Origin of the sequence: Enterobacter sp. MGH 16 (genome assembly GCF_000493175.1) — a bacterium.
Taxonomy (GTDB): domain Bacteria; phylum Pseudomonadota; class Gammaproteobacteria; order Enterobacterales; family Enterobacteriaceae; genus Enterobacter; species Enterobacter roggenkampii.
Genome location: NZ_KI535695.1, coordinates 3,089,286 through 3,109,292, shown reverse-complemented (window position 1 = coordinate 3,109,292; position 20,007 = coordinate 3,089,286). Strand labels below are relative to the sequence as shown.

Below are 20,007 nucleotides of genomic sequence, written 5' to 3'. Positions count from 1 at the left end.
TTTCCTTATTATTTTGAGTAGTCGCGCGCACCGAAAATTGCCGTGCCGATGCGCACCATCGTGCTGCCTGCCGCAATGGCGGCTTCCATATCATCCGACATGCCCAGAGAAAGCGTGTCTACCGTGTTATAGCGCGCTTTAAGCGCCTCAAATGCTACAGCCATTTGCTGTGCCACGGCAAACTGCCTTTCATAACTTGACTCAGGCGCCGGGATTGCCATCAAACCACGCAGGCTTAAGCGCGGCAGTTCGGCCACCTCGGCTGCCAGCGCATCCAGCTCGCTCAGCGCAATACCGGACTTGCTGTTTTCATCGCTGATGTTGATTTGAATCAGCACGTTAAGCGCTGGCATCTCTGCCGGACGCTGGTCGTTCAGGCGTGTCGCAATGCGCAGACGGTCAACGGTATGGCACCAGTCGAAGTGCTCCGCCACCAGACGGCTTTTGTTCGACTGCAGTGGGCCGATAAAGTGCCACTGCAGATCCGTCTTCCCCTGTTCCTGGAAGTAGCGAATTTTATCCACGCCTTCCTGGACGTAGTTTTCACCAAACGCCCGCTGGCCTGCGTCAATGGCTTCTGCGATGGCGCTCGCAGGCTTGGTTTTGCTGACTGCAAGCAGCGTAATTTCTTCTGAAGCCCGGCCGCAACGCGTTGCGGCGGCTGAGATTTTGTCCCGGACCTGTGCCAGGTTATGCGCAATGTCGTTCATTTTCCGAGGAGTAGTCTATGGATGTGGAAGAAATTGTGGCCCTTAGTGTAAAGCATAACGTCTCCGATCTACACCTGTGCAGTGATTCGCCACCTCGCTGGCGCAGAACGGGCCGCCTTGAACCGGCACCGTTTCCTTCTCCGGACCTCGGGGAGTTGTTAAAAGCGTGGCTCAACGATGAGCAGCAGGGGATATGGTGGGCCAACGGGCAGGTGGATTTTGCCGCGACGGTGGCGGGAGGCCAGCGCCTGCGCGGCAGTGCCTTTAAGCAGATGCGCGGAGTCTCTGTGACGCTGCGGCTGTTGCCGCGTACCTGTCCGCAGCTCGCTTCGCTGGGCGCGCCGAGGGCAATCCCGGAACTGTTAACCAATGCGTCCGGGTTGATTCTGGTGACGGGGGCGACCGGCAGCGGCAAATCCACGACGCTGGCGGCGATGGTCGATTTTCTCAACCACCATACTGACGGCCATATTCTCACGCTCGAAGATCCGGTGGAGTTTATCTATCAGAGCGAGCGTTGCCTGATCCAGCAGCGGGAGATCGGCCAGCACAGCCCGTCATTTGCCGATGCGCTGCGCAGTGCCTTACGCCAAGATCCGGACGTGATTTTACTGGGAGAGTTGCGCGACAGCGAAACGATCCGCCTGGCGCTAACGGCAGCGGAGACCGGGCATCTGGTGCTGGCGACGCTGCATACGCGCGGGGCATCGCAGGCGATTGAGCGGCTGGTCGATACGTTCCCGGCGCAGGAGAAAGATCCGGTGCGTAACCAGCTGGCCGGCAGCCTGCGGGCGGTGCTGGCGCAGAAGCTGGTTCCTGACTTACAGGACGGGCGCGTCGCGCTGTATGAGCTGCTGGTGAATACCGCGGCGGCGGCAAATCTGATACGAGAAGGAAAAACGTGGCAGCTGCCCGGCATGATTCAAACCGGACAGCAGGCAGGCATGCAGAACTTTGACCAAAGCCTGGCGGAGAGACGGGCGCAGGGGCGGCTCTAGGCCCCTGTGCTTAAAAGCCCTGCTCGAAATAGCTTTCGAGGATGATGACGGCAGAAGCGGAGTCCACGCTGCCTTTGTTCAGCGCCCGGAAGCCGCCGTGCTCAAACAGACCCGCACGCGCTTCGACGGTGCTGAGACGCTCGTCGTGCAGCTTCACGGAGACACCAAAGCGACCATGGATTTTATTGGCGAACTTACGCGCCCGGGCGGTCAGCGGCTGTTCGGTACCGTCCATGTTGAGCGGTAATCCGACAATCACGTCATCCGGCTGCCACTCTTTGAGCAGACGCTCAATGAGATTCCAGTCCGGCGTACCGTCGTTGGCCTTCAGGGCGGTAAGCGGACGCGCGGTACCGGTGATGCGCTGCCCCACGGCGACGCCAATGCTTTTGGTGCCAAAATCGAAGGCCAGAAGCGTTCCGCTCATCAGGCGTGCCCCGCTACGCCAGGCATGGTCAGGATATCAATGCCAATCAACTTCGCCGCGTCGCGCCAGCGATCGGCAATCGGCGTTTTAAACAGGATATTCATGTCCGCAGGGGCGGTGAGCCAGGCGTTATCGAGGATCTCCTGCTCTAGCTGGCCTTTTTCCCACGACGAATAGCCCAGCGCCACCAGCACTTCAGAAGGCTGCTCTGCGGTGCCCAGCGTTTCGAGCACGTCACGCGAGGTGGTGATGACGGTGTTATCCGAAATGCGAATACTGGAAGAGAACACCGGCGGCGTATGCAGGATAAAGCCGCGATCTTCTGCAAGAGGTCCACCCAGCATCACGGGCTTATCAAGCCGGATCTCCGGCAGTCGCGCTTCAGCCGGGATTTTCAGCTTGTCCAGAATCCCTTCAACCTGAAGATTTTCCAGCGGTTTATTAATGATAATACCCATCGCACCGTCTTCATTGTATTCACAAATATAAACCACGGCGCGGCGAAAAATCGGGTCCTGGAGAGCAGGCATGGCAATAAGAAAGTGATGCTGTAAATTCATTGTCAGAGGTACTGTTTCCTGGTTTAAAAAGCGACAGCGACCAGTATGCGGAGAAACCCGGACGCTGTCACTCATTGGTGGGTTATTTCTGCAGGCGTTTTTCGATGGCGTCCATCAGCATTCCGGTGATCGAGACCGGGAATTCCGCTTCAATTTCACGAATGCAGGTCGGGCTGGTGACGTTCACTTCGGTCAGACGATCGCCGATGATATCCAGTCCGACGAAGATCAGGCCTTTGGCTTTCAGCGTCGGGCCTACGCGGCGGGCAATTTCCCAGTCGCTTTCGGTCAACGGACGCGGTTCACCGCGACCGCCGGCCGCCAGGTTACCACGGGTTTCGCCACCCTGCGGGATACGCGCCAGGCAGTAAGGGACCGGTTCGCCATCCACCACCAGCACGCGTTTGTCGCCGTCCTTGATTGCCGGAATATAGTTCTGTGCCATGCAGTAACGGGTGCCCAGTTCGGTCAGGGTTTCGGCAATCACGCCAATGTTCGGGTCGCCTTCTTTCACGCGGAAAATCGACGCGCCGCCCATCCCGTCCAGCGGCTTCATGATGATGTCGCCGTGCTTCTGCCAGAATGCCTTCAACTGCGCCTTGCTGCGGGTCACCAGGGTTTCCGGCGTCAGGTCAGAGAACCAGGCGGTGTAGAGCTTCTCGTTACAGTCGCGCAGGCTCTGCGGCTTGTTGACGATCAGCGTTCCCTTCTCTTCTGCACGTTCAAGGATATAGGTGCAGTAAATGTACTCGGTGTCGAATGGCGGATCTTTACGCATCAGAATGACGTTGAGATCGGCCAGGGCAATGTCCTGCTCTGTGCCAAATTCATACCATTTGTCGTAGTTCTGCTCGACGTTAACGATGCGGGTGCGGGCGCGGGCTTCACCGTTGATCAGGTAAAGATCGTTCATCTCCATATAGTGGAGTTCATAGCCGCGACGCTGCGCTTCCAGCAGCATGGCGAAGCTGGAATCTTTCTTGATGTTGATGTTTGCGATGGGGTCCATCACGATGCCGAGCTTGATCATCTTTCTCTCCAATTATGCGTCAACCCAGATCGCCAAACCGTACCTGTAGCGCGGTAATGGCCGTGAGTGCCGTTGTCTCAGTGCGCAGAACGCGAGGTCCCAACAGAATATCAGTAAACTGGTAACGTGCCGTCATCGCAATTTCGTCCGCCGACAGGCCGCCTTCAGGGCCAATCAGCAGGCGAACGCGCTCAACGGGCAGCGGCAGCGTATTGATGCTGGCGCTGGCGCGCGGATGAAGATTGAGCTTCAGCCCACTGTCCTCTTCTGCACACCACTCCTCCAGATCCATCGCCGGGCGGATCTCCGGAATACGGTTGCGGCCACTCTGTTCGCAAGCCGCGATGGCAATTTTCTGCCACTGCTGGATCTTTTTGTTCAGACGTTCCGCATCCAGTTTAACGCCACAGCGCTCAGAAAAAAGTGGCGTAATGAGGCTTACACCCAGTTCAATGGATTTCTGAATCGTGAACTCCATTTTCTCGCCGCGCGACATCACCTGGCCCAGATGGATATGCAGCGGTGATTCCCGGTCATCCACTTCACCACGCAGGACGTTCACGTGTACGCTTTTTTTATCCGCCCGCGTGATTTCCGCGTCGAAAACCTGGTTAGAGCCGTCGAACAATTGTATTGCCTGGCCGGTGCCCATGCGCAGCACGCGGCCAACGTGGTTGGCGGCGTCATCAGACAGGGCGATTTCACGGCCTGCGGTAATCAGTTCAGGATGGTAAATGCGGGGAATGCGCATAGTCAGAAATTCCATGTGTCATGCGATATAAGCGAATTGCCGTAGTGTAGGTTAGCTCTTTTGCGCCTGGCAAGCCCGCTGGACGTAAGGGTTGTGATTCCCCTGGACTCTGGCGATACGCTCGTCGCGCTGGCATTCCCACTCCGTCACCGGGTACTGCTTGTCCCAGGCGTTGAACAACTGGGTCTGCTGGCGGGAGAGGTTGAGATCGTAACGGTCGCGCATATAGAAATAGGTGCGGGCAATGCTGCCGCGCGCGCGGGCAGGGGGCTCGGCGACTTTCTCTTTAAAATCAATCTTCATACCGCACTGGCCGTACTGACCTTCGCCACCGTTCCACTGGCTGTACATGAAGTTGCCGCGATCGCCGTTCACTTCGCCCACCGCGGGCTGCAGGTTATGCATGTCGCTTTCCATCTGGCGGTAAACCGGATCTTTGGCGCAGTTTTTACGTCCGCCATCCTGCCAGCACTGGCGCTGGTGGCCAAACTGCCATGCCGGAACGACATGTTCCCATTCAATACGGCTGGCGCGGTTTTCGTTTTTACGCACCTTGTAGCCGCAGGACTCAAGGTCAACGACCCCTTTTTTACCCTGCCAGTTAATTTTACAGCCGCAGTAGAAATCGCCCGGTACGTCAGCGTTGACCTTTACACCGGCCGCTTTGGCCTGAGAGAAACTGTTGATACCGTCGGCCAGGGCGTGGCCTGAGAGCGCCGTCGTCAGAAAGGCGACCGCGAGAGAAAAATTACGGGACATCTTACACTCCGTGTCAAAACGAGCCCGCAACGTAACGAATGTTGTTCCTGTATGCAATCAGTCAGATCAGGAAAGTTCCTGAACGTTCAGATAATTATTCCGCCACCAGCGGCTCGCCGCATTTCACGCAGCGGTAGGTTGCCTCGCCGCGCACCACGCGATTATGGCGGCGGACGGTAAGCTGGTGCTGCTGACACTGACAGCGGTAGGGGAAGGTATTGCGGCGCACCGATTCCAGCTCGAACTGATGGGTTCTGCGCGCCGGAACGCCGAGCACCGCTTCCATCATCCACTTCCACTCCTTGCCGTGGGGGGCTACGCGTCCGAAGTGTTTCCACACCAGCAGGTGCGCCAGCTCGTGCGGCACCACCTCATCAATAAACGCCTGCTGGTTTTCCATCATCAGAACCGGGTTCAGGCGGATCTCATAGGATTCCAGCCAGGCGGTACCGGCCGAGGTGCCACGCTGCTGGTAGACGAGTTTAGGTTCAGGGTAATTGCGACCAAGCTTCAGGTTCGCCTGCGCGAGTTTTTCCCGCAGGCTGCGCATAACGGCTTGCTGAATGGCGATGGGGAGACGGGGAGCTTTCATAGGGGCAGAGCATAAAGCGGGAAGCGGGGAGGCGCAAGAGGCGCCTCCCGTAAGAGGATCAGTCGTGGGCGCCGATTTCGCGCAGCGGGCGACCTTTCATCAGGTTACGTTCAATATGTTCCAGCGAAACGTGTTTGGTTTCCGGAACCAGCCAGATAGTCAGCACAATAAAGAAGATGTTCAGACCGGCGTAGACCCAGAAGGTATTGGCATTACCCAGAGTGTTGAGCATGGTCAGGAACGTTGCGCCGACGATCATGTTGGCAATCCAGTTCGTTGCGGTAGAGCAGGTGATACCAAAATCACGCCCTTTCAGCGGCTGGATCTCAGAACACAGCACCCAGATCAGCGGACCGGCGCTCATGGCAAACCCGACGATAAACATCAGCAGCATGCCTACCGCAAAGTACTGGGCGGTTGGGGAGTGAATGCCCACATGCATCATGGTACCGAGGACGCCCATACCGGCCGCCATCACCAGGAAGCCCAGCGTCAGGGTTGGCTTACGTCCCCAGCGGTCCACCAGACCGATGGCGATAAAGGTCGCCAGCACGTTGGTCAGACCCACGATGACGGTCCCCCACATCTGCTCGGTGGTGTTGGTGTAACCCGCCAGCTCAAAGATTTTGGGCGCGTAGTACATGATGACGTTCATCCCCGTGAACTGCTGCATCACCTGCAGCAGTACGCCGAGGAACACCGCCCGGCGGAAGTTGCTGTTCTCTTTAAACAGCGCCCAGCCGGACTGTTTGACCTTCAGGCTTTCGCGGATCTCTTCCAGCTCGTTTTTCGCTTCCGCGCTGGTATCGCGCAGGCGCATCAGCACGCGTTCGGCATCGTGGAAGCGACGTTTTGCAGCAAACCAGCGCGGGCTGTCCGGCAGGAAGAAGACGCCAATCAGCAGCAGAACCGCAGGGATGATGATCACGCCGAGCATCCAGCGCCATGCGCCGCTGTAGCTAAACGCGGTATCGGAAAGATATGCACCGAGAATACCGATGGTGATCATCAGCTGGTACATCGAAATCATACTGCCGCGGATTTTCTCCGGCGCGATTTCCGACAGATACAGTGGGGCGGTATAGGACGCCACGCCCACGGCCAGACCGAGCAGCACGCGGGAAACCAGCAGGACCTCAACGTTAGGTGCAGCAGCGGAGAAGAGTGAGCCGGCCACGAACAGGATCGCGCCAATCATCAGGCTCTTTTTACGTCCGAGTTTGAAGGAGAGCCAGCCGCTGCCGACGGCCCCAACGGCCGCACCGAACATCATGGAGCTGACCACCCATTCCTGGGTGTGAGCGCTAATCTGGAACTCGTCAGTGATGAAAGGTAATGCACCGGCAATCACGCCGATATCCAGGCCAAAAAGTAATCCTGCCAGGGCGGCGAGGAAACAGACGAAGAATGTCATCGCCTTATTGGACGTACGCCCCTGTTTTTTATTGTCAGGCATTATGCCCTCCAGTTGGGTTATCAGTTTTATTGATGGTAAGGGTAGGTGAGCGACCCGTAAAAATATGTGAGATTAATCACATAGGTGTAATCGGTTACACTCGTGTGCAACCGTAAATAAAATTAAAGCTTTGAAAATATAGAGGTAAATGAAGTGAGGCGCATCGCGAAAGGAGATATTTCAGACTTAACTGAAAGGGAATGTAACAGCAGAAGAATGGCGATCATGCAAAGAGAATATTCTGAAAGCGGAGGGGTACCGGTGCGGTGTAATCGGTTCCAAAGGGTACACCTTTCAGCCGGGTGGCGGCTGCGCCTTACCCGGCCTACAAATGCCCAAAACTCGTAGGCCCGTGCAAGCGAAGCGCCGCCGGGCAAGGATGATCGCACAAATGCAAAAGGCCAGCCCGAAGGCTGGCCTTTTAAAAGCGATGTCAGTCGATTACTTCAGACCGGCAGCTTCACGCAGCAGGGCGGCTTTGTCGGTTTTTTCCCATGGGAAATGTTCACGACCAAAGTGACCGTATGCAGCGGTTTCTTTGTAGATTGGGTGCAGCAGATCCAGCATCTGAATCAGGCCGTATGGGCGCAGGTCGAAGAACTCGCGCACCAGCAGGGTCAGCTGTTCTGAAGGCACTTTCTCAGTACCAAAGGTTTCCACCATGATGGAGGTGGGTTCAGCCACGCCGATGGCGTAGGAAACCTGAATCTCACAGCGGTCAGCCAGGCCGGCAGCAACGATGTTTTTCGCCACATAACGTGCCGCGTACGCTGCAGAACGGTCCACTTTTGATGGATCTTTACCGGAGAATGCACCGCCACCGTGACGCGCCATGCCGCCGTAGGTATCAACGATGATTTTACGACCGGTCAGGCCGCAGTCACCCATTGGGCCGCCGATAACAAAGCGTCCGGTCGGGTTGATGAAGAATTTGGTGGCGCTGCTCAGCCATTCGGTTGGCAGAACCGGCTTGATGATCTCTTCCATCACTGCTTCCTGCAGGGATTTCTGATCGATATCTTCGGCATGCTGGGTAGACAGAACCACCGCGTCAATACCGACAATTTTACCGTCGTCGTACTGGAAGGTGACCTGGCTCTTCGCATCCGGGCGCAGCCACGGCAGGGTGCCGTTTTTACGCACTTCAGCCTGACGCTGCACCAGACGGTGTGCGTAGGTGACCGGCGCTGGCATCAGCACGTCGGTTTCGTTGGTTGCATAGCCGAACATCAGGCCCTGGTCGCCCGCGCCCTGTTCCAGCGGATCGGCACGGTCAACGCCCTGGTTGATGTCTGGAGACTGTTTGCCAATTGCGCTCAGTACCGCGCAGGAGTTGGCATCAAAGCCCATATCAGAATGCACATAACCGATCTCACGCACCGTGTTACGGGTGATCTCTTCGATATCAACCCATGCGCTGGTGGTGATCTCACCGCCAACCAGAACCATGCCGGTTTTGACATAGGTTTCACACGCGACGCGTGCTTTTGGATCCTGCGCGAGGATCGCATCCAGCACCGCATCGGAGATTTGGTCAGCAATTTTATCAGGATGTCCTTCTGATACGGACTCGGACGTAAACAGGTGTTTTGCCATGTTTTATTTCACCTAAGAGGAATTTGGTTAGCTCAAGCTGCTGTGTGGAATAGCCAAAGGAGATAATTCTACCAAGGCCTGCAGGTTTTTGACACTGGCAGTATGAGTGTTAATCAGTATAGATGGATTAACATCTGGATGGCTATTTTAGGTCACTTCTTCACCCGATTTCCAGTTTTTTTTGACTCATCTCTCACTCAGTTGAAATTGCTGCTGGCAAAAATTCCTGACGGTGCTGGCAACACGCGCATTTTTGTTTTGCTTTTTAGCCCCCTTCTCGGTATAAAACGCGGCGCGCGGCTCATATAAAATAAGCGCTCGATGAACTCATCGTGTCGCCACTTCCAGCCGGGTAAAGCAGTGAACTTTTAGCTTTGGCTTGGGGTCCGTTTCAGCAGAGGCGGCCGTGGAGGTGATACGAGATAATGAACCATCGTTTTCCGCTAATTCAGCGCAGCCGTTCTGGCGCGCATTTGATTCCCGCAACCCGCATTTCTAGTCTGCAAACCTGCCGATGTTATACCCATCTCGGCGCTTCTCAGGATTCCAGGGCCGGTCACGCTTTGTGAAAACTGAACAAGGGCGCTCTTGTTAATACAAGAGTTTTCTCGTGGTTTCGCCGAACCTTGTCATACAGAGTTCGGATACGTGTTTTACAATGATATGAATAAGAAACCGGTCGCACGGTCTGGATTTCAGCATACTCTGCTGGGAAACGGAGCCGTTTATGGGTTGTTATCGCCGTATAACGCTGCGATAGTAGTCAACTGTTTTACACTTAATACAAAGAGTTGAGGTTCGCTATGTCTGACGACATGTCTTCTTTTTCGCCTTCGTCAGCGGGCGAACAGGGTGTACTACGTTCTATGCAGGAGGTTGCGATGAGCTCCGAGGAAGCCAGCAAGATGCTGCGCACTTACAATATTGCCTGGTGGGGCAATAACTACTACGACGTCAACGAACTGGGCCACATCAGCGTCTGCCCGGATCCGGACGTCCCTGAAGCGCGCGTGGATCTCGCCAAACTGGTGAAAGCCCGTGAGGCTCAGGGCCAGCGTTTGCCTGCACTGTTCTGCTTCCCGCAGATCCTGCAACATCGCCTGCGTTCGATTAACGCCGCGTTCAAACGCGCGCGTGAATCCTACGGCTATAAAGGCGACTACTTCCTGGTTTACCCGATCAAGGTAAACCAGCACCGCCGCGTGATTGAATCGCTGATCCACTCCGGCGAGCCGCTGGGGCTGGAGGCAGGTTCCAAAGCCGAACTGATGGCCGTGCTGGCGCATGCGGGGATGACCCGTTCAGTGATCGTCTGTAACGGCTATAAAGACCGTGAATACATTCGTCTGGCGCTGATTGGCGAGAAGATGGGCCACAAGGTCTATCTGGTTATCGAGAAGATGACTGAAATCGCCATCGTGCTGGAAGAGGCCGAGCGTCTGAACGTGGTGCCGCGCCTTGGCGTGCGTGCGCGTCTGGCGTCACAGGGTTCCGGAAAATGGCAGTCCTCCGGCGGTGAAAAATCCAAGTTCGGCCTGGCGGCCAACCAGGTGCTGCAGCTGGTAGAAATTCTGCGCGAGCGTGGCCGTCTGGACAGCATTCAGCTGCTGCACTTCCACCTCGGCTCGCAGATGGCCAACATTCGCGATATCGCCACCGGCGTGCGTGAATCGGCGCGTTTCTACGTTGAGCTGCACAAGCTTGGCGTGAATATTCAGTGCTTCGACGTGGGCGGCGGCCTGGGCGTGGACTATGAAGGGACCCGCTCACAATCTGATTGTTCCGTGAACTACGGCCTGAACGAATACGCGAACAACATCATCTGGGCGATCGGCGACGCCTGTGAAGAGAACGGCCTGCCGCACCCGACGGTGATTACCGAATCCGGTCGCGCGGTGACCGCGCACCATACGGTGCTGGTCTCTAACATTATCGGCGTTGAGCGCAGCGAAACCACCGAAGCGACGCCGCCGGCAGACGATGCCCCGCGTTCCCTGCAAAGCATGTGGGAAACCTGGCAGGAGATGCACGAGCCGGGCACGCGCCGTTCCCTGCGCGAATGGCTGCACGACAGCCAGATGGATCTGCACGACATTCACGTCGGCTACTCTTCAGGCACCTTCAGCCTGCAGGAGCGCGCGTGGGCAGAGCAGCTCTATCTGAATATGTGCCATGAAGTGCAGAAGCAGCTCGACCCGAGCAACCGCGCCCACCGTCCGATAATCGACGAGTTGCAGGAGCGTATGGCGGATAAGATTTACGTCAACTTCTCGCTGTTCCAGTCGATGCCGGATGCCTGGGGTATCGATCAGCTGTTCCCGGTTCTGCCGCTGGAAGGATTGAATCACGCCCCGGAGCGTCGCGCGGTGCTGCTGGACATCACCTGCGACTCTGACGGCGCTATCGACCACTACGTGGACGGCGACGGTATCGCCACGACGATGCCAATGCCGGAATACGACCCGGAGAACCCGCCAATGCTGGGCTTCTTTATGGTCGGCGCGTATCAGGAGATCCTCGGCAACATGCACAACCTGTTCGGCGATACCGAGGCGGTTGACGTGTTTGTCTTCCCTGACGGCAGCGTGGAAGTTGAGCTGTCTGACGAAGGGGATACCGTGGCGGACATGCTGGAATACGTTCAGCTGGATCCGAAAACCCTGCTCACGCAGTTCCGCGACCAGGTGAAAAACACCGGGCTGGACGATGCGCTGCAGCAGCAGTTCCTGGAAGAGTTTGAAGCGGGTCTGTACGGATATACGTATCTGGAAGACGAATAACGTTCGAAAGGGGCGTTAAAAAAGGGTCTGACGAAAGTCAGACCCTTTTGTTTTAGCTGTACTGCTCGTCGGTGAAGGTAATGGTTACCGGAGCATAGATATCAATCGGTCGATCGATTTGCAACGCCTTCCACTGTGGACGCGCGTTCATCGCACCTTTGCTCATGTCGCCATTCCACTTCTTGTGTTCTGGCGTTTTCGGCATGTCCATCCCGGTCTGACCGGTGGACGACCCCGGAGAAAGCTTAACGTCATTCCCTTTGGTGTTGCTGGATGGCGCAACGCCGTTGGTCATGTCGCCATTCCACTGCTTGTGTTCCGGCGTTTTCGGCATATCCATCCCGGTCTGACCGGTGGACGAACCCGGCGAGAGCTTGACGTCATCGCCTTTGGTGTTGCTGGATGGCGCAACGCCGTTGGTCATGTCGCCATTCCACTTCCTGTGGTCCGGTGTTTTCGGCATGTCTTTACCGGTTTTACCCGTTGCAGAGCCCGGAGAGAGCACCGGATAGTTAGTTTCCGGTACGGCCCATTTCTTCACTGGCGTAACCGTTGTGGCTTCTGGTTTCGCTTTTGGCGTAACCGTTGTGGCTTCTGGTTTCGCTTTTGGTGTAACCGTTGCGGCCTCTGGTTTCGCTTTTGGCGTCAGCGGCTGGGACGTTGACGGCGCAACGTTTGGCACGGCTTCACTGCGTGCGGTTTCAGACGCGACGGCCTCCTTATGGACCACCGAAGAGGCGGACGTGGAGGTCGTTGTCGCCGTCGTTTTCTCAATCGTCATATGCTGAGAATCAGACGTTGTACGCGTCGTGGTTGTCGTCTGCTGCTGCGTTGAGCCTGGCTTAGTCGGCGTACACTTCTGAGGGCAGCCGCCATCGTCCGTATGGCCGTCATCCGGCTTCGCTGGAGTATCGCTGTCTGCGTCAGCGCCGCTTTTCTTCTTCTTACGAATCCCCGGATCGGCAAGCGTGTAGGAAATGTTATTTCCTGCTTCTTTCTCATCACGCGTGACAACCGACATTTCATCTTTATGGGTATTGAGATCGCCATTCACTGCCGCACTGGTGGTGTCACCCACGGCGATAGTGGATTTCTGCGTTTCGTTGTAGTGAATTTCATCCACGGTGTCGACGTAGATGTTACCGGAAGGCACTACGCCATTGCTCAGGCCAATGCCGCCACCGCCGTACAGACCATCCTGCTCAACGTGGTCTTCCAGCGTTTTCGCATTGATATCACCCGCAACGTTCACCGATCCGGTGCCATCCTGAGATACCAGATTAGCCCCGGTCATATTGAGGTCGCCTCCGGTTTTCACATTCAGCTCGCCGCTGGTATTGATACCGGATTGCTTCGCTGTTTTAGACGAATCGTAACTTTCAGAGCCGCCGCCCCCGTTGACGGACGCGTTCGGGATGATGCCCGCTGCCGAGACGGAGATGCCCACAGAAGCGCCCCAGTTACCGCGGCTGCTTTCGGTGTGCTCGGTATTCTGCACGGAGGTGATATTCATATCGCCTGCAACGTTAACATCCGCTTTTTCTGCATCGATGTTAGCGCCCTTCATGTTCATATCACCGCCAGCGTTCACTGTCACCGTGTTGCCGTTGATAGTACTGTTCTTATACGACGTAGAGTTACCCGAGCCGTGTTCCGTACTGCCGTTGTAATCGACTGAAATACCGCCGCTTGCGCCGGTTATATCCACTCCCACGCCTGCGGTAAGGCCGCCTTTGTGTTTTTCGGTTTCATTGGTGTAAGAGGTCGTTGATTTCGCTGCGTTAATGTCCACATTACCACCCGCATTGATCTCCGTATTCTGCGAGTTCACGTTCACGCCGTTGAGCGTGGTATCGTTGGTCGAATTAATGCTGACGTTTTTAGCATTAATATTGGTGGTATTCTCCGCCGTTGCGGTGCGCGTTTCTTTCGTTTTTGTCGTGTTCCCGCCGAAAGTGACGGAGCCGCCAGCAAGATCGTTTAGCATGATGTTGGACACATCGCCCAGCACTTCCGCCGTGGTGGTTCCGCTGTTAATCGACTGGCCTTGCTGCGATTTATCAATGAGATTCCCGGTTTTGTCGATCGCATCAACTACCGCACTGTGGGCCTCACCTGAAACACCGACAAAGCGGTCTTTATGTGTGACGGTGGTTTTGGTTTCATCCTCGTATTTGGTGCTTGCGACATCCTTCGCGTTAATGCTGAGCTTATCTCCGGCGGAGAGGTCAGCGCCGCCAATATCCGCCGTTTTTCCTGCATTTACGGAACCGGAATCGGTAAAATTAATGGACGCGTTGGTGTTCTGCTTGCTCTGGGTCGACACGGTATCGGTTGTGTCTTCCATACCCACCTTGAAACCGGCAGTATCGGTGATCGGTGCGCGGCCCGGTTTGGCACCAATCGCGGAGGTTTCAGAATTACCGCCTGCGCTGGTGTAGTCGCCAGAGGTGGTATTTTTTGTGGTGCCGTCGTTTTTGCCGTAGGAAGCCGAGGCGGATTTACCGGCGCCGCTGATGCCGGCCTCAGCAACAAACTGGCGAGACTGTGTGGTGTGTTCCTCAGCGGACACGTTTTCAGACGTCTTTATCTCAACGTTTTCTGCCGCGTTGATGGAGCCGCTTTTCGCGTCAATGCTGCCGCCTTCGATGACCACATTCTTGCTGGCATCAATCTGCACATTGCCGCCAGCCTTGACGGTTGCGCCGATAGCTTCGCCGGTCACCGTTTTGGTGTCGGTGGTGGTATAGCTGGACAGACCGTTGATCTCGGTATTGATGGTACGGTTAGAATCAATCTGATGCAGGTCGTTGAAGGTGACGTCACCTTCGCTCGCCTTCATATTCACGTCCTGGCCTGCCGTAATATCAGCCGCGTTGGAAGTGATGGTTTTCGCCTGCATGTTGATACTGCCGCCTGCGGTGACGCCATCATCGTGCGCATGAATCTTCTGCTTGCCGTCTTCGCCGTGTCCGACAGATGCGGTCAGGGTGATGTCGCCCTTTTCAGCCTTCATGTCAATGTCGCCACCGGCGTTCACTGCCGCGCCGTTTGAGGCAATGCTGCCATTTTCCGACGTCATTGAGACGTTACCGCCCGCCGAGATGCCAGCATCTGTCGCATTGCTGATGTTGTTAATATCCCCTTTGGATTTCAGCGTGACGTCACCCTTAGAGGAGAGGGTACCGTTCACGTTGTTAATGGCGGTGGCATCAACTGAAAGGCTATTTCCGGCTGCAATGGACGCTGTGCCTTTACTGATATCACCGTTAGCCAGCTGGCTAAGGGTTTCAGGGCAAAGGTAGACCACCGGCACCAGCACTTCCGTCCCTTTGATGTTCTGGCTCACGAACCAGACGATATCCTGGGTTAGCCCATTGCGCTGCTCTTCGCTCAGAGGCTGCCCCACCACCAGATTTAGATCGCTGTTTTTCGCCGCAATACCGGCGTTATCCATCAGGTTTTGTACCAGCGCATCGCCTTCAAGACCGTCTCGTATCGCAAACATGCTGCCTACGGAGCGGCTGATCTCTCGACGAATCAGTTCGGAGATAAAGTAGTTATCGCCAATGACGTTAACGGTTTCGGTGGTAGTGTAATCCACCTTGTCGAAATAGTAGTCAGAGCCGCTGTACTTGCTCTGATCGATCATTTCCGGGCGCGTTTCGAAAATCGGAATGATGTGGTTGGCCGGGCCGCTGTATTCGGTACCGTTTTTCGCCGCCTCAGAGGCTTTTTTGAATTCGTCAGTGACTTCAAACATGCCCGGCAGAGAGACCAAATCCTTGATGGTCGGCGGTGGGCTGATCCCCATGGCCAGTTCATTCAGCTTTTTGGTATTGATGGCAACATCATAGCCCGCGACGGCGGTGTCGATGGTGTAGTCACCCACGTCGATATTCTCAATTTTGGCGTTTTCTTTGATTGTGCCAGCGTTAGCCAGGCCGTTATCCAGCGTGCCGCCATTGTGCGTAAAGTTACGACCCGCCGTGATTTCACCTTTTTCTGAAGGCACGAAGTAGATCATATTCGTCTTCAGAGGGGTAATGCTGGTGTCATTGCTTACCAGGTTATGCCATGCCGTGTTCAGGGTCGCGTAATCTTGCGAATTCCACGTTTCACCAAACACTTTGCTCATGACGTAGTTGAGCTGGGTTGAGTCATTCGCGGCGTCGAGAAGCGATTTATAGCTACGCTCTCTGTTTGGATCCTGGGTACCGCTTTTGGTTGCAGGTGCGCCGTCACCAAAGATGAAATCAAGGTATTGATAGAGCGAGTTGAAGGTCAGCGTCGTGTAGTGCTCTGCTGCCACCTTCCAGTAGTCGGTCAGTACTATCGGTTGCTCAAGGATGAGATTCAGATAGTCATACATGGATTCGGAGGTATAGGTTGGCGAGTTCAGCAGATTACCCGTGATGGTGATATCACGTCCCGCCTGGATCAGGCCGCCGTTATTTTTAACCTCTTTTTCGTCGAAAATGCCGCGCTGGTTAATATTAATATCTTTCCCGGCGCTGATTTCGCCGAGCTTACTCATAGCGATATCTGACGCCAGAACCGGGATGTGCAGAACCGTGGTAATCCTGACCTGCGTCATCACATTATCAATACCGGCCCATTGACCCACGGCATCCTGCGTTTGGGTTTGCGAAATGGTGCCACCCGTATAGGTGCTCTGGTTTTCCAGAGAGGCCGCATCAATATTGATGTTCTGTTCGGAGCGAATGATCCCGGCGGAGTTGATAATCGTTTTCGCGATGAGCGACATGTCACCCATGCTCAGCACGTTACCGTTATAGTCGTTAACAAAGGCACCGTCGTGGGCATTAATATCCATCTTCCCTGACGACCAGAGCAGGCTGTTGCTGTTGTTCATTACCTCATTAGCGTTGATGCGTAAATCACCCCCCGTGACCACAGACTTGCTGTTGATCACCTTACCGTCTGCCTGGAGCGTCAGGTTGCCGATGGCTTCCATCATGGTGTTGTTGAACAGCGTACCTTCCGTGCTGAGCGTCATATCATGACCTGCACGAATACTGCGGTTATTGTCATTCAGCGCGATGGAGTCTTTTACCTTGAGCAATAAATCATGACCCGCTTCGAGGATGCCATTGATGTTATTGAATGAACCGGTATGGATGTTGAGGTCGTTTCTGGCAGAGGTCGTGCCGGAATCATGATTATTCAGCTGCGAGGCATTAATCGTGATGTTATTCCCGGCGATCAGGGCATTTTTTTCGTTGCTAATCGTCCCGCCCGCTACGTTAAGGTTCGTATTGTTGGCACCCGATAGTACCGCTGCATTGGCGTTGATCAGATTATTAGCGACATTAACTGACAGATCGCTCTGCGTCGACACAATCACCGCCTGTTCGGTGTTAAGCATGTTTTGCGCATTGATCGTAATGTCGCCGCCCGCCACGAGAGTGGACACCGACTGCTGCCCGTCCTCTGCGGTGAGGCTGCCAATGTTGCTCAACGTGTTGGCGACAATCTCCAGCGGGCCGTTTACAGCCTGAATGACACCGGCCGTGCGGTTGGTCAGAACGCCGATGGCGTTCAGCACCGTCTGCATATTGGCGGAGATGACCGCGCCGTCGCTGTTGATGAGCGACTCAACGTCTTCAATCGTCAGGTTACGCAGTGCAGCTAAAACATGCCCTTCACCTGTGTTGGCCAGGTTTTTGACGTTGCGAATAATCAGATCCAGACCTGCCTGAACCACACCGTCGTTTTTCAGCTCCTCAACGGCATCGATCGCGATATTGCCATTGCCGATAATCACCGAGCGGTTGTTTAACGTCTTCACGCCGCTGATATTCAGATTGCCCTCAGAGGCAATCACTGCATCACTGCTGTTATTAAGCGTCGTGGTCGTCGCGATCGAGAGCGCATTATCCGATTTAATCATCGATGCGCCGCTGTTATTAAGGGTACCTACGTTTCTCAGCGTGGTATTTCCAGCACCGAATAGCGTTGCACCTTCAGTGTTATTGAGGGTGTTCACATCGGACAGTGACAGCGTGCCGTCAGAAATCACAAAACTGCCGGTGTTATTCAGCGTGTTGAGATGGGTAAGTTGCAGCGTCTTGCTGGCATACAGCGTGGCGGCGTTAAGGTTATCGACGGTGCTGACGCGATCGAGCGTCAGGCTACCGGCCTGAATGGTTGAGGCGTCGTTAAGCAACGATGTCGCTGTAACGGAGAGGTTTTCTCTTGCCGCGATCAGCGCGTCATGGGTGTTAGAGAGGGTGGAAATTCCGCTGGCATTGATATTATCGCCCTGGATCAGCCCATCGTCATTGTGTACTGCCAGCGCGCCGTCACCCTTTATGGTGAGGTTCTTCCCGGCAATAATGCTGCCTTTTTGACTATTCTGTAGCTCTTTTTTGACATCAAGCTGCATGTCAGTGGTCGCACTCAGCGTGCCGGCCTGGTTTTTCAGATTCGCGGTTGCGATGGTCAGTTTCTCGCTGGCACTGATGGTGCCGCTGTTACTGACGTTTGCACTGGCTTTACGGGTCTGGGTGGAGACATTACGTCCTGCAATACGTCCGGTATTGCTGAGCGTGTCGCCGCCGGATGCCAGCGTCACGTCATGCTTGTTGCTGGCAATGGTGCCGTCGTTGACGATGTTGCCGTCGGCATCAATGAAGATCAGCGCATCGTTACCGCTCAGGGTGCCGCTGTTTGAAACCTCACCGTTGACCTTAATGCGCATCTCACCGCTATTAGCGCCAATATGACCACTGTTGTTCAGGGCGCTGGCGGTCATAACCAGGTTTTTATCCGCGTAGAGGCGGCCTGCGTTGTCGAGATGGCCGACAGACAGCGTCTGGGCGTTGCTGGCATACAGGATGCCATTGTTCTTCATTGAACCTGATGCAATCCAGATATCCCCTGTGGCGCTGACGGAACCCTTGTTTTCAAACGCACCGGTCAGGTTGAACTGCAGCGTCCCTTTCTTCGCGAGAATAACGCCTTCATTGTTAGTCATGCTGCCCGCGGTGATGTTGACATTACCACTGTTGCTGACGATCTCCGCATCGGAGACGAGGGTGCTGAAGGGCACCTGCTGGCCATTCTGGATGACGACAAAATCGCCATTTTTTAACGTCACGACGCCACCGGAAATGACAGCGCCGTTAGCATCCAGCGCTTTTAGTTTTCCGGAAAGGGTGTACTGCCCGGCAACATTAATCTGAATGGCGGGTACCGCTGTTGTGGCACTGTTTTGCGCAATGATAGCAGCCGTATTTTGCAGCAGGGTTGAGGCATCAATTCGGATCGTGCCGTTACGGGAGATAACGTCGTTATTCACCGTCATGCCAGAGAGCGCATGCAGGATAATATTATTTTGCGCTTCTGTACTTCCGGTGCCGCTGCTGTTTTTGTTCAGGGCAATATTGTTGCCGCTGACAGTGACATTTTTATCGCTGCGTAAACCTGTCAGCGTCACGTCGCCGTTCGCACTGATCTCAATGTCACCCGTGGCAATAATACTGCCCTCATGACGGACGCCTGCGCCGGATTCGGTGCTGATAAGTTGAATTTTACCACCGTACATTGACCCCATCGCCCGACCGTCAATCGCGACATCCGGCGTATGGCCGTCACCCGTGGCGCGAGTCGTGTGCTGGCGGCTGGAGAGATCGTAATCGTTCTGCCCGGCAACTACCTTAACGTCCGCCTGGCCGGCAATTTCACCTTCCAGTTTTGCACTTCGGCTGACAATGTCGAAGTAGCTTAGCCCTTCGGTAGAAATGCCTTGTCCTGTGAGAGACACGGTGCCTTTTTCAACAGCTAGTTTATAGTTGCCGTCCTCTTTCATCTGCACCTTACCGGTACTCAGCGTCAGGCTGTTGGCATTAATGGTGGTGGCGCCGTTAACGCTAATACCGTTTTGGTTAGCAACGATCACGTCCGCTTTTCTGCCGAAGACTTCCATCGTCCCGTTAATATAGGACGCCTGGGCTCCCGTCACTTCACTGATAATTGCTTTTGCTTCATGCTCAAGCTGGGCGTTTTTAACCGTGTAACCCCCGATCTTAGACACACCATCCTGCATGCTGTTGTTAAAAATAAGGCCATTTTTATCAACGTTAAACTGGTCGAATTTATTATGCGAGACGCCTTTCGCATTCGGATCGGTGATATTCACGACTGGCGTGCCGTTAGCCGCCTGACCCATTGTTGGCCCTTTACTCTGGCTGGCATCCGGCACCGTTGCGGCTTCGGCATTAGCTGCGAGAATACCCGCTATTGAAATAAAAAGTGGGCAAAGGTGTTTATGCAAATTCCCTGCGGTTAGCTTCGTTTTTGAGGTTTTATTATTGCTCATAAAA

At 55.0% G+C, this 20,007-nt stretch carries 14 protein-coding genes; 4 read left to right on the top strand and 10 right to left on the bottom strand.

Annotation, left to right across the window (positions count from 1 at the left end):
- Positions 1-8: 8 nt before the first annotated feature.
- Positions 9-710, bottom strand: coding sequence for a YggS family pyridoxal phosphate-dependent enzyme (locus tag L362_RS08310; RefSeq protein WP_008499756.1), 702 nt, complete (start codon positions 708-710; stop codon positions 9-11).
- 17 nt (positions 711-727) lie between these two features.
- Here L362_RS08310 and L362_RS08315 point away from each other — a divergent pair, with 17 nt between their 5' ends.
- The gene (locus tag L362_RS08315; protein WP_023344871.1) at positions 728-1,708 is read left to right on the top strand and encodes a type IV pilus twitching motility protein PilT; all 981 of its coding nucleotides are present in this window, start codon (positions 728-730) and stop codon (positions 1,706-1,708) included.
- Between the two features lie 10 nt (positions 1,709-1,718).
- On the opposite strand, the gene ruvX is transcribed toward L362_RS08315, so the two are convergent.
- From ruvX to metK, 8 genes are all read right to left on the bottom strand, one after another.
- Positions 1,719-2,135 (bottom strand): Holliday junction resolvase RuvX, encoded by a 417-nt coding sequence (gene ruvX / locus L362_RS08320; RefSeq protein ID WP_021242076.1) that lies wholly within the window; start codon positions 2,133-2,135, stop codon positions 1,719-1,721.
- On the bottom strand, positions 2,135-2,695 hold the full coding sequence (locus L362_RS08325) for a YqgE/AlgH family protein (RefSeq protein ID WP_008499752.1): 561 nt from the start codon (positions 2,693-2,695) through the stop codon (positions 2,135-2,137). The genes ruvX and L362_RS08325 overlap by 1 nt, the downstream gene beginning before the upstream one ends.
- Before the next feature lie 82 nt (positions 2,696-2,777).
- On the bottom strand, positions 2,778-3,725 hold the full coding sequence (gshB, locus tag L362_RS08330) for a glutathione synthase (RefSeq protein WP_008499751.1): 948 nt from the start codon (positions 3,723-3,725) through the stop codon (positions 2,778-2,780).
- A gap of 19 nt (positions 3,726-3,744) precedes the next feature.
- On the bottom strand, positions 3,745-4,476 hold the full coding sequence (gene rsmE, locus L362_RS08335) for a 16S rRNA (uracil(1498)-N(3))-methyltransferase (protein WP_023344870.1): 732 nt from the start codon (positions 4,474-4,476) through the stop codon (positions 3,745-3,747).
- A gap of 51 nt (positions 4,477-4,527) precedes the next feature.
- Complete coding sequence (endA, locus tag L362_RS08340; protein WP_021242074.1) at positions 4,528-5,235, bottom strand: deoxyribonuclease I; 708 nt, start codon at positions 5,233-5,235, stop codon at positions 4,528-4,530.
- Positions 5,236-5,329: 94 nt separating this feature from the next.
- Positions 5,330-5,827, bottom strand: coding sequence for a SprT family zinc-dependent metalloprotease (locus L362_RS08345; protein WP_021242073.1), 498 nt, complete (start codon positions 5,825-5,827; stop codon positions 5,330-5,332).
- A gap of 58 nt (positions 5,828-5,885) precedes the next feature.
- Complete coding sequence (galP, locus tag L362_RS08350; RefSeq protein ID WP_008499747.1) at positions 5,886-7,283, bottom strand: galactose/proton symporter; 1,398 nt, start codon at positions 7,281-7,283, stop codon at positions 5,886-5,888.
- Between the two features lie 441 nt (positions 7,284-7,724).
- On the bottom strand, positions 7,725-8,879 hold the full coding sequence (metK, locus tag L362_RS08355; RefSeq protein ID WP_008499745.1) for a methionine adenosyltransferase: 1,155 nt from the start codon (positions 8,877-8,879) through the stop codon (positions 7,725-7,727).
- Between the two features lie 138 nt (positions 8,880-9,017).
- Between metK and L362_RS23470 the strand changes: the two genes are divergently transcribed.
- From L362_RS23470 to speA, 3 genes are all read left to right on the top strand, one after another.
- Entirely contained in the window at positions 9,018-9,188 is a 171-nt protein-coding gene (locus L362_RS23470) for a hypothetical protein (protein WP_045335271.1), read from the top strand.
- A gap of 354 nt (positions 9,189-9,542) precedes the next feature.
- Complete coding sequence (gene yqgB, locus L362_RS24035; RefSeq protein WP_127312443.1) at positions 9,543-9,674, top strand: acid stress response protein YqgB; 132 nt, start codon at positions 9,543-9,545, stop codon at positions 9,672-9,674.
- An 8-nt stretch (positions 9,675-9,682) separates the two neighbouring features.
- Positions 9,683-11,659 (top strand): biosynthetic arginine decarboxylase, encoded by a 1,977-nt coding sequence (speA, locus tag L362_RS08360; protein ID WP_008499744.1) that lies wholly within the window; start codon positions 9,683-9,685, stop codon positions 11,657-11,659.
- 52 nt (positions 11,660-11,711) lie between these two features.
- Here speA and L362_RS08365 read toward each other — a convergent pair whose 3' ends face one another.
- A complete protein-coding gene (locus tag L362_RS08365) occupies positions 11,712-20,003 on the bottom strand; it encodes a two-partner secretion domain-containing protein (protein ID WP_023344869.1) in 8,292 nt (2,763 codons plus the stop codon).
- Between the last annotated feature and the right edge of the window lie 4 nt (positions 20,004-20,007).

Coding starts and splice junctions, on each gene's coding strand:
- endA (WP_021242074.1), bottom strand. CDS start 5,235: ATGTCCCGTAATTTTTCTCTCGCGGTCGCCTTTCTGACGACGGCGCTC.
- L362_RS08345 (WP_021242073.1), bottom strand. CDS start 5,827: ATGAAAGCTCCCCGTCTCCCCATCGCCATTCAGCAAGCCGTTATGCGC.
- gshB (WP_008499751.1), bottom strand. CDS start 3,725: ATGATCAAGCTCGGCATCGTGATGGACCCCATCGCAAACATCAACATC.
- L362_RS08310 (WP_008499756.1), bottom strand. CDS start 710: ATGAACGACATTGCGCATAACCTGGCACAGGTCCGGGACAAAATCTCA.
- speA (WP_008499744.1), top strand. CDS start 9,683: ATGTCTGACGACATGTCTTCTTTTTCGCCTTCGTCAGCGGGCGAACAG.
- metK (WP_008499745.1), bottom strand. CDS start 8,879: ATGGCAAAACACCTGTTTACGTCCGAGTCCGTATCAGAAGGACATCCT.
- L362_RS23470 (WP_045335271.1), top strand. CDS start 9,018: ATGGCTATTTTAGGTCACTTCTTCACCCGATTTCCAGTTTTTTTTGAC.
- L362_RS08365 (WP_023344869.1), bottom strand. CDS start 20,003: ATGAGCAATAATAAAACCTCAAAAACGAAGCTAACCGCAGGGAATTTG.
- L362_RS08325 (WP_008499752.1), bottom strand. CDS start 2,695: ATGAATTTACAGCATCACTTTCTTATTGCCATGCCTGCTCTCCAGGAC.
- rsmE (WP_023344870.1), bottom strand. CDS start 4,476: ATGCGCATTCCCCGCATTTACCATCCTGAACTGATTACCGCAGGCCGT.
- ruvX (WP_021242076.1), bottom strand. CDS start 2,135: ATGAGCGGAACGCTTCTGGCCTTCGATTTTGGCACCAAAAGCATTGGC.
- yqgB (WP_127312443.1), top strand. CDS start 9,543: ATGAATAAGAAACCGGTCGCACGGTCTGGATTTCAGCATACTCTGCTG.
- galP (WP_008499747.1), bottom strand. CDS start 7,283: ATGCCTGACAATAAAAAACAGGGGCGTACGTCCAATAAGGCGATGACA.
- L362_RS08315 (WP_023344871.1), top strand. CDS start 728: ATGGATGTGGAAGAAATTGTGGCCCTTAGTGTAAAGCATAACGTCTCC.